Source organism: Catenulispora pinistramenti (assembly GCF_018274385.1).
Classification (GTDB): Bacteria; Actinomycetota; Actinomycetes; order Streptomycetales; family Catenulisporaceae; genus Catenulispora; species Catenulispora pinistramenti.
In genome coordinates this window covers 16772-30743 of sequence record NZ_JAAFYZ010000121.1, presented here as the reverse complement: position 1 = coordinate 30743, position 13972 = coordinate 16772, and the positions used below count along the sequence as shown (strand labels likewise).

Sequence of the window (13972 nt, the reverse complement as noted above, 5' to 3'; positions counted from 1 at the left end):
CCAGCAAACCCCACCCGCCAACGGATCCCGCCCGCCGACCGACATGTCGCGGACCAGCCGCGGACCAGCCGCAGACCAGCCGCGGGCCCGCGCGCTCACCGGCGCGCGCGGCGAGGTCGAGTTCACCGACGTGACCTTCGGCTACGGCGACGGCCCCGACGTGCTGAACGGCTTCTCGCTGCGGCTGCGCGCCGGCGAGACGGTGGCGCTGCTCGGCCGGACCGGCTCCGGCAAGTCCACCGCGGCCAGGCTGCTGCCGCGGTTCTACGACGTGCGCGGCGGTTCGGTCACCGTGGACGGGCACGACGTACGGGAGCTGACGCCCATAGCCTGCGCGACACCGTCGGCATCGTGCTGGACGAGACGTTCCTGTTCTCCGCGTCGGTCCGTGACAACATCGCCTACGGGCGCCCCGACGCGGACATCACCGACGTCGAGCGGGTGGCCCGGTTGGCCGGGGCGCACGGGTTCATCACCGAGCTGCCCGGCGGCTACGACACCGTGATCGGCGAACGCGGCTACACCCTGTCCGGCGGGCAGCGGCAGCGCCTCGCGATCGCCCGGGTGCTGCTGGCGAATCCGCCGGTGCTGGTTCTGGACGACGCCACCAGCGCCGTCGATGTCCAGGTCGAGCGGGAGATCCACGCCGGGCTGCGGACCCTGCCGGCCGGCCGGACGACGTTGGTCATCGCGCACCGGGTGTCCACGATCAGCCTGGCCGGACAGGTCGCGCTGCTGGCCATCGGCGCCGGCCTGGTCCGCGACCGCCAGCTGACGATCGGTGAGCTGGTCGCGTTCCTGCTTTCCCTCGGCGCCTTCTTCCAGCCCATCCAGCAGCTGGTGCAGCAGTACAACACCTATCAGCAGGGGCAGTCTTCGATCGTGAAGCTCCGGCAGCTGCTCGGCACCCGGCCGGAGGTCGAGCAGGCCCCCGGCGCCGTCGACCTGCCGGAGGTTCAGGGCGCGGTCGTCTTCGAGGACGTGGCGTTCGGCTACCTTCCCGACCGGCCGGTGATCTCCGACGTGTCGCTGGCGGTCCGCGCCGGCGAGACCGTGGCGCTCGTCGGCCCCACCGGCGCCGGCAAGTCCACCCTCGCCAAACTGGTCACCCGCTTCTACGACCCCACCCAGGGCCGGGTCCTCATCGACGGCCACGACCTACGGGACGTGCGATTGGACTCGCTGCGCCGCCAGCTCGTCGCCCTGGCCAGGGCGTTCCTGGCCCGGCCCCGGCTCTCCACCGCGATGAAGGCCGACCGGATCGTCGTCATCGACGGGGGGCGGATCGTCGAGGCTGGTCCGCATGAGCAGCTGGTCGCCGCCGGTGGCCGCTACGCGCGGATGTACGCCACCTGGACCAGCCAGGCCGCCGCCGTCCGCTGACGGGGAACGCGAGACCCCCGACTGCCGGGGAACGCCGACCCCCGCCCACCTGCCGCCTGGCTACCGGCCAGGATATCGACGCAGGTGGACGGGGGTATCGGCGGAGGAACCGGCAGCGGTGCCGGTCAGCCCAGCTGCGGTCCGTCGCTGAGCCGCCCGGCGTCCTCGGCGGACAGCGCGCGCGGCGCGGTGACCTTCAGGTTCAGCTGCTCGGCGGTGGCGTTCCCGTTGATGCGGTACTTGACGGTGTCGGCGACCAGGTAGCTCTCACCGTTCGCGTTGCCGATGTAGCCGTCCTGAATGGCGCCACCGTCCTCGATACCGTTGACGTCGGTCTCGACGATGCCTTCCCAGTCATTGAAGATGTTCAGGTACGAGGCCTCGTTCAGCGCACGCCGTTTGCCCTCGAGCACGACGTACACGATGGGGTCGTCGGCGGCCTTCACGCGGGTGCCGTTGTCAGCCATCAGCTGTTTCCTTCCACACGGGTCTGTCTGCAAGCTCTGACGCCCCCTGTTGGATGCTATGCAGCGGCGCGATGCGGTTCGCGTGGGCGTAGGCCGATGGGATGACGCAAGCCACAAGCCTTACGGAAACGGATGCGGCCAAGGATTGACCTCAGTCGCTGTCATCATCCTGTCGGTGCCGCCGCCACCAGCGCTGGTGCCGCCAGCACCGCCCCGAAGCGGCACCCGCATCGCCCGGCCCAAGCCCAAGCCCTCGACCCGCCGCAAGTGGTGCCCGAACGTCATCGGCAGCAGCCCCGGCGCCAGCACCTTCGCACACGCCAGCCGCGCCGCCGCGTGGACCGGCGTCGTCTGGTCCACGACGATCACTTCGAGGCCGCTCGCCGCGTAGCGCCGGACCAAGGCGTCGAGGTCGGCCCGCAGGTCCGGGTTGGGCGGCCAGGCGTACCGCTCGGCGAGTGCCGCGAGGTCCAGTGGTGTCGGTGTCGGTGTCGGCGAGTCCGGGTGTCCGGCGCCGCGCAGGAAGTCCAGGCGCTCGGCGGCGACGGCGTCGCAGTACAGCAGCGCGTGGTCGTCCATCAGCCGGACCGCCTCCGAGTCCAGGCGCATCCGCTCCGCCTCGTGCGCGCGCTCCGGGTAGAGCATGAGGTAGGCCTCGACCGCGGTGACGAGTTCGTAGAGCGCCGACAGCACGCCGCGCTCGGGATCGAGCCCTGATCCCGCGGCGCAGAGCACGGCCGGCCGGTCGGGGCGGTGGACGCGGTCCCTGGCGAGCGCCCAGAAGCAGGGCACGCCCTCCTCGCCGGTCACATCGAAGACCTCTACGTCGTAGCCCTGCCGCACCCGGATCTGGTCCGCGAGCAACGGAATCCGCCGGTCCCGCGCCGTCGTCAGATCGATCAGCGGCGCAGGGGTCCGGGTGTACCAGGTACGCAGAAAAGCATCGCGCTCGGCCAACTCCAGCAGCCCGTAGAGCGCCGCCTCTTCGATGCAGCCGCCCAGCGCGCAACCGTTGGAGATCTCGGAGACGAACGGACGCGGCCCGCTCGCGTGCCGCTGCGTCCGGTAATAAGCCAGGCTCTCCGGCACCAGGACCGGGTGCTCGTCGGTGAGCGAGAAGCCCCAGACCCACGGCATGCTCAGATCCGGATGGTAGGCCTGGTAGGGAAAACCAGCCTCCTGATAACGCGCGGGGTCGTGCATGCCGACCGTACTCGGATCCAGCACCGCGCCCGAGTGGGTCGCGGACAACTCGCGGTAGCTGCCCGAGACGACGGTGCGTCGGCCTCCCGGCCGACCGCCGCCGAGGCGTTCCAGGGCCTCGGCAACGGCGGTCACCCTGGCGGTGCGGAAGTCGAAGGCCCGACCGTAGCCGCCGTCGACCGACTCACGCGGCCCCACCTTCGACTCCACAAAAGGCAGCGTGTGCAACCCGCGCGCCCTGAGGTCCTTGACGATCCCGGTCTCGTCGTCGGCATAGAGCGTTTCCAACGCTGCCGCTTCGCTCAACAGGTCACGGACCCGGGTGCCGGCAGGCGAGGGCTTCAGCCTGACCTGCCGCGGGATCACGGCGAGTTCCGGGGCGTCGTCGGGCATCTGGCCACAGTGCGGGCAGTGCGGATCGGGCAGGAACTTGTGGTGCGTCACGCGCAGGTCCGCCAGCCGCAGCACGGTCACGGTACGCAGCTCGCCTTCGGACTCCGACGCCCGGCCGCACAAGGCCTCGGCAAGCGTCGCGGCCAGGTCCGCCGCGAGTGGGGTGAGCAGCGGCGATACGTGCGCGCTGAACGCAGTCCCGTAGCGTTCGCTCAGCGCCCGGTTCTCCGCGTGATCCGAACGCGCCCCGGCTCGGCGCTCGGCCAGGCACAGGTCGCAGCCCGCAACGCCAGGCCGCACCACCGGCCCGATGACGACTCGATCCAGCTCCGCGATGACAGGCAGCCAAGCAATCTCGGCCGTCCGCGCGGCATCGGCCATGATCCGGCCGGCCTCGGCGGTGTCCGCAGTCAGGATCCGAATACCGTGCAAGGTGTTATCAGGCATCGATGACCACGGCCTTCACCAGATAGGGCAGCGCCTCGACGGCGGCGGGATCGTGATCGAGCGGGACTATCAACGCACGATGACGCGGAACCCCGCGCAGACTCCTGAGCGCGGTGTCCACGGCTTCATCCCACTCAAGCCCGTGCCCCAGGCCCCGCGAGCCGGGAACCGCCTTCGCGCTCGACACGACCACCGACTCAGGCACGACCGCCGACGCCGGCACAAGCGTCGCAGCTTCACGCTCCGGCGACCAAGCCCACACCGCCGGACCCGAACCCGTCGGCACGAAGCGTCTCGGATCGAGAGCCAGACTCGCGTAGCGCGCCAGCGCCCGCCGGGCCGCCAGGATCCGCGCCGTGCCGAAGTCCGGCGCCACGCCGTAAACGCGGTGCGGCTGATCGTCTGGGGCGGCGCCGCGCGGATCGCGCACCGTAGCCGTCGTCGCGCGGCGCGGGAACTGCGGCAGGCCCTCCTCATCCAGGCTGCCGATGAGCCCCGTGCGTTCGTCGATGCACTGCGCCGCCCGCCGGGAGAACTCCTGCGCATCCACGGCTGGCGCGGCACGCAGCGCGGCGATCGAGGCCAGGAACTCGGACTCGCTCTGCGCAGCGGCCGGGAGCGCCGCGGGATGAGGCCGGTAGCTGTGCCGGCTCGTGGACAGGTCGTTCAGGTCGAGCCGGATCAGGACGTCTTGGCGCGTGTCGTCCTCGGCGGTGGCCAGCTCGCGGAACCGGTGCACCAGCTGAGCCGCCGCGATCTCCACGGCGACTGGTTCGATAGGACGGCGCGCCGGTGCGGCACCGCGTTGCCCGTGGATACGCAGCCAAGCCCCGATCCAACCCCCGGCCAGGCGCGTCGCACCCGGCCGCAAGACCGGCCCGATCCAGCACGCCGCATCATCGGCGGCGGCCGGGACGAACCAGACGCCGTTACGCCGGCAACGATCATCGAGCCCTGCGAGAACGGTCACCGGTAGCGGAAGCCCGGTCCCGGCGAGCACGACGACGGCATCGTGACCGTGTCCCACCGAATCAGGGTCGTGGCTCACCGCGACCTTCGCCACGCCGACGCTATTCAGATGCCGCGCGAGTACGTCGGCCGCCTGCCCCGCGCCGAGAACCAGGACGTCGGCGTCGGCGAAGGACTGCTCACGCCGCGCGGGCCCGTCGTCGGCCGAGTCCTCGATCAGGCCGAGCGCGTCCAAGCGGGCCAGGACGCCGAGCACGGCGGACCGACGCTCGTCGTCCAGCCCCGTCACCAGGCGCTCGACCGTGCTGGCCCCGTTCAGGAACGGGGTCAGACGCTCGATCCAGGCATAGGACCCCGGCTCGGCGATGAGCTCGATGCCGCGGCTCGAATGTATATAAGCAGTCTGTCGGCCGCTCGGCACCACGAAGACGTCATCGCGGAGCTTCGGCGCGGACCGGAGCGTGATCATCGGCCGTCCTCGATGGGGAGCAGTGAATACGCCGGCGCGGGTACGGCACGTTCGTGTCCGATCAGTACGGTCAGCAGGACAGTCTGATCCCGATCCCGATCCCGATCCCGATCCCGATCCCGATCCCGATCCCGATCCCGATCCCGATTCGGATCCCGATTCGGATGCTCGTCCCCGATGATCCGGTCGGCCTGCGCGACGATGAAGTCGCACCTGAGCCCCGCAGCGAGCCCGGCTCCCGTGGCAGCCAGCGAGATCCGCAGGCCGAGGAGTCCCGCGGACACGTTGAGCAGCCGGTACCACCGGTCGCCGTGCGTCGCGTATCCGTGTTCGTAGTCACCCACGACCAGGAGCGCGCAGGCCGCTTCGAACCCCGCGAGCTCCCCGAAGCTCCCGGCGGCGAACAACTCGCGAGGCGTGACACCTGCAAGCCCGGGCGTGAGTTCTCCAGACGCGCCGTCGAACCGGTGGCAGCCGACGCCGAGCCCGGAGACCCGGCCCGCGACGCAACGCAGATCAGCCCCGGACGTGAAGTCGGCTTCCACGGTCCCGGCCACCTCGCCGAGGATCGACAGAACCTGCGCGCGATCGATCTCCGCGACCGCGAACCCCGATCGTGGCGTGTGCCGTCGCGGGGTGCGAGTGATCACGGAGGTCGTGGCGCCGGGCAGGATGGCAGGGCCCGCGGTCACGACCGCACGGACCGTCTCGGCCGTCTGGTCCAGGCCCAGATACTTCCCCAACCGGTCCTCGTCGAAGATGCCGTGCACGCGCGGCCGCAGCCCGGCCGCGTCCAGCAGGGCCGACGACTGACCGGCCACCACCCCGGTGTCCAATGCTTGGAGCCGGTGTCCGAAGCCGCCGTACCGGGCGAGGTTCGAGTCGTGCCGCGAAGTGAACAGCAGCAGCAGCTCCGGAGGCGACTCAGGCGCCAGGCTGAGGCAGCCCGCGAGGTCGGAGCGCAGGTCGTCCGGGCGCAGCAGTTCCAGGGCATGGGCGCCGGGCAGGTAATGGCAGAGCCCGAATTCGGTCGCGACGTATACCTCACCCGGATACGCGCCGCCACCTGAGGGCACCGAACGGCCCAGACCCACGCCGCCGCGCGACCACTCGATGCGATTGCCGCCGTAGAGCAGCGCTAGCAGAGTGCTTAGTCCCTCGGCGCTTGAGGGATCCACGCCGCTCCACGCCGGGGGTGGATAGCTCAGGGCCTGCACTTCCGCCCCGCGATGAACCTTGGCTGCCGTGTTGCGTGCGGCCAGGTCCATCGTGGGCAGCGGGCTTCCGTACTCGGCGTGGAACCGCCGCGCCGCGTGCCCGCCGGTCTCGGCTCGGAACGGATATTCGCTCGTCGGTGTCATCTCACGCCAGGCCGGCTGTTGCGGACACCGGCTGCTTCGGTTCTGGCTCGGGGTTGGGGTGGTCCGCGACGGTCCGGAGCACCAGGTCCAGCGCGCTGACGCCGTAGACCTCCTCGACGGCGTTGGCGGCGAGGTGGCAGAGCAGATAGCGGGTCAGGCCCGGAACACCGAGCCGGGTGAGGTGCAGGTAGGTGTAGTTGAGCATCAGTCGGTAGCGTAGAAAGCGGGGATCGCGGTACATCATGTCCTTGTAGGCGATGTTGCCCGCGATGGCCTTGTGCAGGGGGCTGCGTTCGAGCATCGGCTCGATGCCGTTCTCGGCGTCGGTCGGGATGTCCGCTTCGGGGATCTCGCCGGCTTCGTAGAGGGCGGCCCATCGGGCACCGAGCGGTTCGATGGCCGCTATCCAACGGCGCTCGAAGGATTCATGGTTGGCTGCCTCGTCAGCGTCGAGGACATCGACCACCGATCGCACCAGCCCGGTCAGCGCGGCGCGGTTGCCGGCGTAGTTCTGCTCGAACGTGTCGCGGGCCGTCGGCGGGACGGTGCTGAGGTAGCCCTCGGCGTGCGAGCGGAGCGAGACGAAGCCGCGCCGGATCGTCGGGTCCTGGGGGTGGCGGCACAGGGCGTGCGCCGTGGCCAGCATCAGGCGGAGCGCCAGTACCTGCCGGTCGGCGCCGGCCGCGACCGCTTCGAGGTGCTCGAACAGGTGGGTGTTGGTGGTGTCGTAGAACAGGGCGAGCTCGTCCGCGCCGACCGGGCAGCCCAGCACCTCGATCCGGCGGTCGTGCTCGTGCCAGGTGATCGTGTTGTCCTGGTAGAACGGCGTGAGCGGTCCGGGCTCGCGCTCGAGTTCGGCGAGCCGGCGGTGCGCGGGCAGCACCCGCGCCACGTCGAGCGCCGGCGCGGCGGACGGATGCGCACGCAGATACCCGCCGACGAGCTCGGTCACCGCGGGCCCGACCACGGCGTCGAAGACCGCGGGCTCGGCGTGCACGACCAGCCGCAGATGCGGGCCGCGTCGCCAGTGCCGCAGGACATAGATGGAGTCGACGTGCGGCCGGCAGCGCTCGATGGTCGGCCGGATCGCCTCGAGCAGCAGCCGGTCCCGGTCCTCGGCGAAGTAGGCGATGTGCGCCGCACGCCACTCGCCGGCCGCCGACACTGGTGTCAGGGTCATGACAGTCCTCGTTCCGGTTCGACACGATCGGTGGAGGTGGTCGGGGAGCTTGCTGCCCGGCTTGGTACCGAGCTTGGTGCGGATATGTCGGCCAGGTCCCGCACGGCCAAGTTCGCCAGGCCGCGAAGCACCGCCTCTTGGCCGAGTCGCACGCCGAGCCGGTTGCAGGCCAGATGGCCCAGGCCGGCAGCCAGCGTGCTCGGGTCCGCGGCGTGGACGCCGGCGACGCGCACGGAGTCGAGCCAGCGCCCGGCCGGATCGCGGCTCGGCCCGGGCGGCATGTCCGGCGCGGCGCGGGCGGCGCGGGCCACCGGCAGCAACGCGGCGCGCTGACGCCGGTAGAGCTCCTGGATCGCCGAGCTGACAGCCGGGCCCGCCGGTGGCGCGGCGATACCGCCGGACAGCAGCGCGAAGCAGTGCGCCGTGCGCTGTTGCTCGTCCCAGCCCTCGCACACGGCGGCCAGCGCGAGCTCGCTGCACACCCCGAAGTGTTCCTCGGCCGCGCGCAAAGCGAATCCGTACCCGTATTTGTTGTGCTCAGGCCGGTAGGGTACGAAGGCGTGGCTGTCGTTCGGAGCCAGCCCGCCCACCTCGACGTCCGGTTCCCACACCGCAAGCCTGCGCGCCAGTTCGAGATAGTCCGGCTCGGCCATCGGCCGCGACGGGGGAATCTTGGAAAAGAGCGCGGTGACGTGCCCCGATACCAGAGCGCGAACTTCCTCCTCGTGCTCAGCCTCGGCGAGCCGAAGCCGAACCCTCAGGTGCGGTCCGTCGGCCCAGTGCCGCAGGAAGAACCATGACCCGATCAGGCCCTGCCCCCGCAGCTCGGAGAGCAACTCAGGGAGCAGTTCCCTGATGATCGAGTCGAGCGGTGTCGTCGTGTAGATGTGGACGCCGACCCACTGATCCCCTTCGTCCACGTCAGGCTCCTTCCAAGGACGAGCCCACCTCGAGGACGAACTCGGCCGCGTGCCGGCTTCCCGACGGGTAGGCGGGCGCGTCGGCGAGGTCTGGCAGCGCCTCGGTCAGCAGCAGCGGGCGTCCGGAGGCCGCCGCGTTCTCGAACACCCGCACCAGATGCCGGTGTGAGAAGTCGACGTACAGCGGCTTGCGGTCCTTGTCCTGTACTGTCGCCCCCGGCAGCGCGCCAGGGGTCCGCACGGTCAGCACGCGCAGGAAGCAGCGCATCGGCACGGCATGCCGCTCGCGCCAGTCGTGCAGCTGGACCAGGAACGAGGCGTCGGAGCGCGCCGGGTCCGGAGTCGGCGCCGTGCCGGGCGGCAGGAACCAGGCGGCCCGGCGCAGCACCACCGAGCCCAGCGTGACCCGAGGCAGCCGACTCGGCGCACCCGGCGCAGCCGTCGTGAACTGAGCAGTCTGAGCAGTCAGAGCAGCTTGAGCAGGCCAGAACTGCGGCCAGTCCGACCAGAAAGAGTACGAGGTCTGACCGAACGCCTCCACCAGAAGCCGGGCGGGCATCGGCAGCAGCGGAGTCGCGAGCAATCCGAGGTGCATCGGCCGCACCTCACGGCCTGACGATCGGGATTCCAACCGCAGGCGCTGACCGGCCGGATCAGCGGTCACCATCAGGTCGTCCGGGTTGATGCGGTGCCGCCGGTCGCGCCCGCTCCAGCTCGCCGCGAGGTCGATCGCGTACCGCAACTCCGGCGTGCGTTGATTCAGGGTACTGGCGAAACCGCCGTCCAGTTCGGCGTACAGGGGTCCGGCCGCGGGCTCGTCAAGATCGTCGTGCGATCCGCCGAGCTGGGCCACCTGGAGCAGCCTGTTCGTCCGAGCGCGCCAGATACCTCGGCCGCAAGCCAGAGTATTGAGGACGGCGCCGATCCGTCCCTCACCATCGGGAAACGCCTGGACGTAGCACGTGTACCGGTCGTGGCTGGCGGGTGGCTCGATCCAGTCGGCAGTCAGATCCCGCACGGATTCGGGATCGAGGCGACCCCGTTCGACCAGCCGCAGAACCGCGGCCTGTCGTTCGGCGTCACGCGGGATGGGTTCATAGCTGTCCTGCTCCTCCCACCAAGACCCGAAGTCCCGCACGAAGGAGACCAGCGGCTGGCGGAATCCCGCGCCCGACTCCGTGACGGCGCGCTCGTACAGCGCGGTGCGACGCGGAGTGAGTGTGTCGAACGGCGCCAGCAGGCCAGGCACCAGGGACAGGTGCGTCACCACGTCTTGCCAGGCGGACTGATCGAGGACCGCAGCGTCCGAACTCAGCACACTGTTGTGAAAGAAGGTGGCGCGAGGGTCGAGTTCGTCATCTGAGGCGATCAGTCCGAGACGCCGAGCCGCACTGGCCGTGTTGCGATGGAGCCGTCGTGCGATCGGCCGATGCTCGACAGGGGCGGTACGCGGATAGTGTTCGAGGTCCGCCGCGATGGCGTGCAGAGCGTCCAACACGCCGGCCAATCGCTCACTACGGCCGTCGACCGGCGAGTTCTCGTCCAGCCACGTGGCGAGGGTCGCGGCATCGAGCTCCTGGTCGGGCACCGGCAGCAGGCGCTCTAGCAGGCCCGCCGAGATGAGCTGCGCAACAAGCGGATGGATTGTCGCCGAAGCCGCGTCCTCCGGATTCGCTTGCCCGGCAGCCTCGCGCAGCGTCGAGCTCAGGTCGGCCGGGGTGCGTGCTGAGCGTGCCGCGTGCAACAGGGCCGCGAGCGATTCGTTGAGGGCGAGTGAGCGTACCGAGCCCGCCGGGCCTGGCGCTGTGAACAGCAGCCGATCGCCTCCCGCAACCGATTCGGTGGCAGTGAACGGATTCACTCGCAAGCGGGCGACCGCGTCGAAATCGGGAAGGTGAGCGAGGGCGGCGGCGATGCGCGACAGGGGGAGCAGGCTCAGCTCGACGGTGTGTCCGCGTTGCGTCGGCTCCAACCATGCCGCCGGACGGTTACCGGTTCCCGGCTCCTGAGCGGCGCTCCACCGCCCCAGCCCGCTCGCGGCGAACGTGGACAGCGGGCTCGGCTTGGCCATGGCGCGCGCCGCGTACTTGGCCAGCCGGACGCCTGCCTTGTCCAGTTCGCGGCGTCCGGAGTCCTCGCGCAGCCGGCCTGCCCAGCGGTTCGAGTCCTCGTAGAGGTCGGGGCTCGCGTAGCTGACGCCGAAGGCGAAGTCCTCGTCATGCAGGAGATCCGCCAGCGCCACGGCGGCTTGGCTCAGCTCGTCGGCCCGCACGCGTTCGAGCTCGTGAAAGGCTTCCGCGCGCTCATCGCGTAGCTTCAGGTGCCGCTCGATCCGTTCTGCCAATCGCGGGCCGAGCACTTCGGGAACGCCGGTGGTGTCGAGCAGTGCCCTGATGCGGATCCCTCGATGCACAGCGCGCCGCAGTCCGACCAGCGACGGCTTGAGCGCCTGTGCCCGCGCCCCCGGGTCACCGATCAGCTGATGCAGCTCGGCCGAGATCACGGCGGCGTCTTCCTCGACATCCCGGTCCAGCCGCACGATCCCGACCGCGATCTCCGTGCTCCGCACCAGACGAGAGGCGTCGAGGGCATCGGCGGGCAGGCCGGCCACGCGTACCCCGATGCCTTGGTCGGGGTGCCGGTCAGCGTGGAGTGACATGTCGATCGCCGCTCAGAACACCACGGGCAGGCGCAGGCCCGCGTGGTTGCCGACGCGGCCGATCGCCAGCTGGAACACGACCGTCTCCCCGGGGTCGGACAGGCCGAGCGCGTGGTGCGCGGCGGCGGCGTCGTACCCGTTGTGCACGCGGGCGGCCAGGCCGTGGCAGGCCGCTGCGATGGTGACCCGGTGCGCGGCGGCACCGGCTGCGAGATGCACTCTGCGAAAGGCGTCGTCTCCGTACTGCTCGACGGCTCGGGCGCGGGGAACCGCCAGGTAGACGGTCGCGGCGGCGGAACGGAAGTTCAGCGAGACCCGGCCGTCCGTCTGGCCGATGCGTTCCAGGTCGGGCACGACATCTCGCTCTGCGATCAGCTGCCATCCACGGTCTCCGGGCACGGTGCGGTAGATGCCGCAGGGCGTCTCCGATACGCGATTCACGCACAGGTACGCGGAGCAGTCCGGCAGCGGAGAGGTGGCCAGCGCGCGGGCGAGGTCATCGAGCAGCGCACGGGGAGCCGGTTCGGGCACGGGGTCGAAGATGAGCGGGCCGGAATGGCGGGCCCTGACAACCTTCGCGAGTTCGGCGGGGACCCAGGTCTGCCCGCTTAGAGCATCGCCTGACCGGGGTGCCACTGCGAGACAAGCCATGGCGTATTCGGTGTCGGTGTCGGTGTCGGTGTCGGAGTCGGTGTCGGAGTCGGAGTCGAGCCAGCCATCGCCGAGCGCGGACAGTATGTCCGGATCCTGATGAATCTCGACATCCAGACCGGAAGCGACGGCCGTCAGGTGCAGCGCTCCGACTGTCATGCCTGCTTCCTGAGCACACAGGCGTGGCGCGTAGTCCCCGTAGAGTCGCGCCGTCCGCGTGGGCCGGGAGGTGACGACCAACGCGGCGCGGGCGCCGATGTCGTGTAGCAGCCGGGTCGCTGATCCCGGGTCGAGCTCGGCTGTCTTCAGCAGGTGGTGGTGCGTGGCGTCGTAGCGGTATATGCCGTGGGGCAACAGCACCTGACACTCGGTGGGGTAGAGGCAGCGGGCCGAGGCGACCGCGCGGTGCAGCGGCCATCGGCCGGCCCGCGGGTCGTGTCCGGTCAGGCCGACGGCGTAGTAGAGCAGCGTGGACAGGCCGAGCGGGTCGCTGTCGTCGGGGTCGCTGTCGTGCGGGAGTCGCAGTGCCGGCGGCGGCAAGGCGATCCGGATTTCGGCACGGTCCGTCGGCGCTGAGGAGGTGGCCCAGGCTCCGCTCGCGTCGGCGCCATGGCTGTCCGCGTGCTCAAGCGAGGCGGGAATCGCGCGGCGCGAGTCGACGGTGTCGGTCCACACGCGGTCTCCGGCGAACGCGGATTGCGTGGCGGTCACCATGCCCGGACCTGATCGAAGCGGGCCGTCGCCAGATCGAGCTCGGCTCCTTCGCCGTCCTTGCCGAGCCCGGCGGCGAAGCCGAGCAGGTGCAGGCAGAGCTGGTGCGCGGCGAGAGCCGCGGTCGGTCCCGCCAGGTATGGGCTTTCGCGGCCGTCGGGTGCGGGTGAAGACCCCTCGGCAAAGCCGGTCGCCTCGGCGGTCGTCGCCTTCCCGACCGCGCTGATGGACGCGCGATCGTTCGCCACGAGGATCCGGCCATACGCCGTATCCGTACGACTCGCCAGCGCCTCGATCCGCGCGGCCATCGCCACGGCATCCGTTCCGCCGGCGTCCGCGCAGAACAGCAGCGCTCCAGCGCCGGCTATCGCCGCGTCGAGCTCGCGATCGGTGTCTCCGTCAGTGTGCTGAAGCCGGGCCTCGGGATCGTCGTGCAGCACCGCAGCCGCACACTCCACGAGCCGATCGACGTGCGCCGAAGTCCCTTCGCCCGTCCCCGCCGCCGGTTCCGGTCCCGGCGTGTATAAGCGTACGAACTCGACTCCGGTCTGCAACAGCGCCAAGGCGACGGCACACGCCAGCCGCCCCGACCCGACGACCACCGGCGCGCTACGCCGATAGCGCTCGAACCGGCGCTCGGGGGAATCAGGACTCTGAAGCTCGATGAAGTCGATCATCGCCGCGTGCCGTTCCCGCACCGCGGGACTGAGCGTGTGCGCCTCGTCCGCCGCGGCGTCGCGCACGAAGCCTTCGCGCACCAGCAGCTCGACCACGCCGCCCACCTGCCCGGCGACCTCCGGCGGCAGGCCCGCGACCAGGTCTTCGAGGCAGCGACCGCCGTCGAGGAACGGGCGTAGCCGCTCGATCCACGGATACAAGTCCGGCACGCCCAGCGCCGCAGTGTGCTGCGGTCCGCAGATGACGACGCCCCCCTTGGAGGGAATCAACCGGGTGTCCGGGAGCAGCCGCGGCTTCATGGCGCTCCACGCGGTTCGAGAGCGTTCAAGAGCCATGCCTCCGGGATTGCGAGCGGCTTCCAACGGGCCAGTAGCGGGCGACGCTAGCAGCCCGAATTGGTCTAGTCCACCCTCTTCCCCGGCTCGAATTTCTCAAGTATCGTCCGCCGCGGGTCATCACCCTGATAACCCGTCAACCCACC

9 protein-coding genes and 1 pseudogene are annotated in these 13972 nt (G+C 70.5%); 1 reads left to right on the top strand and 9 read right to left on the bottom strand.

The annotated features are described in order from the left end of the window. Positions 1-1383, top strand: a pseudogene (locus KGQ19_RS29260) (ATP-binding cassette domain-containing protein); the annotation flags it as partial. Positions 1384-1508: 125 nt separating this feature from the next. Here KGQ19_RS29260 and KGQ19_RS29255 read toward each other — a convergent pair. The 9 genes from KGQ19_RS29255 to KGQ19_RS29215 all read right to left on the bottom strand — a co-directional run bounded on the left by KGQ19_RS29255 (position 1509) and on the right by KGQ19_RS29215 (position 13790). Beyond that, complete coding sequence (locus KGQ19_RS29255) at positions 1509-1850, bottom strand: hypothetical protein (RefSeq protein WP_212014795.1); 342 nt, start codon at positions 1848-1850, stop codon at positions 1509-1511. Positions 1851-1970: 120 nt separating this feature from the next. Then, complete coding sequence (locus tag KGQ19_RS29250) at positions 1971-3893, bottom strand: TOMM precursor leader peptide-binding protein (protein ID WP_212014793.1); 1923 nt, start codon at positions 3891-3893, stop codon at positions 1971-1973. Further along, positions 3886-5331, bottom strand: coding sequence for a hypothetical protein (locus KGQ19_RS29245; RefSeq protein WP_212014791.1), 1446 nt, complete (start codon positions 5329-5331; stop codon positions 3886-3888). Before KGQ19_RS29245 ends, KGQ19_RS29250 begins: the two co-directional genes overlap by 8 nt. Further along, a complete protein-coding gene (locus KGQ19_RS29240) occupies positions 5328-6692 on the bottom strand; it encodes a nitroreductase family protein (RefSeq protein ID WP_212014789.1) in 1365 nt (454 codons plus the stop codon). The genes KGQ19_RS29245 and KGQ19_RS29240 overlap by 4 nt, the downstream gene beginning before the upstream one ends. Before the next feature lies 1 nt (position 6693). Further along, positions 6694-7872 carry a thiopeptide maturation pyridine synthase gene (locus KGQ19_RS29235; protein WP_212014787.1) on the bottom strand — a complete coding sequence of 393 codons (1179 nt, stop codon included), beginning with the start codon at positions 7870-7872 and terminating at the stop codon, positions 6694-6696. Further along, positions 7869-8792, bottom strand: coding sequence for a lantibiotic dehydratase C-terminal domain-containing protein (locus KGQ19_RS29230; protein WP_212014785.1), 924 nt, complete (start codon positions 8790-8792; stop codon positions 7869-7871). Before KGQ19_RS29230 ends, KGQ19_RS29235 begins: the two co-directional genes overlap by 4 nt. A gap of 1 nt (position 8793) precedes the next feature. Beyond that, on the bottom strand, positions 8794-11451 hold the full coding sequence (locus tag KGQ19_RS29225; RefSeq protein WP_212014783.1) for a lantibiotic dehydratase: 2658 nt from the start codon (positions 11449-11451) through the stop codon (positions 8794-8796). 12 nt (positions 11452-11463) lie between these two features. Continuing rightward, positions 11464-12816 (bottom strand): nitroreductase family protein, encoded by a 1353-nt coding sequence (locus KGQ19_RS29220; protein WP_212014781.1) that lies wholly within the window; start codon positions 12814-12816, stop codon positions 11464-11466. Then, positions 12810-13790, bottom strand: coding sequence for a hypothetical protein (locus KGQ19_RS29215; RefSeq protein ID WP_212014779.1), 981 nt, complete (start codon positions 13788-13790; stop codon positions 12810-12812). The genes KGQ19_RS29220 and KGQ19_RS29215 overlap by 7 nt, the downstream gene beginning before the upstream one ends. Between the last annotated feature and the right edge of the window lie 182 nt (positions 13791-13972).

What these genes read in the sequence shown, in the direction of transcription:
- KGQ19_RS29255 (WP_212014795.1), bottom strand. Translation starts at nt 1,850, where the DNA reads ATGGCTGACAACGGCACCCGCGTGAAGGCCGCCGACGACCCCATCGTG.
- KGQ19_RS29240 (WP_212014789.1), bottom strand. Translation starts at nt 6,692, where the DNA reads ATGACACCGACGAGCGAATATCCGTTCCGAGCCGAGACCGGCGGGCAC.
- KGQ19_RS29215 (WP_212014779.1), bottom strand. Translation starts at nt 13,790, where the DNA reads ATGAAGCCGCGGCTGCTCCCGGACACCCGGTTGATTCCCTCCAAGGGG.
- KGQ19_RS29250 (WP_212014793.1), bottom strand. Translation starts at nt 3,893, where the DNA reads ATGCCTGATAACACCTTGCACGGTATTCGGATCCTGACTGCGGACACC.
- KGQ19_RS29220 (WP_212014781.1), bottom strand. Translation starts at nt 12,816, where the DNA reads ATGGTGACCGCCACGCAATCCGCGTTCGCCGGAGACCGCGTGTGGACC.
- KGQ19_RS29245 (WP_212014791.1), bottom strand. Translation starts at nt 5,331, where the DNA reads ATGATCACGCTCCGGTCCGCGCCGAAGCTCCGCGATGACGTCTTCGTG.
- KGQ19_RS29235 (WP_212014787.1), bottom strand. Translation starts at nt 7,872, where the DNA reads ATGACCCTGACACCAGTGTCGGCGGCCGGCGAGTGGCGTGCGGCGCAC.
- KGQ19_RS29225 (WP_212014783.1), bottom strand. Translation starts at nt 11,451, where the DNA reads ATGTCACTCCACGCTGACCGGCACCCCGACCAAGGCATCGGGGTACGC.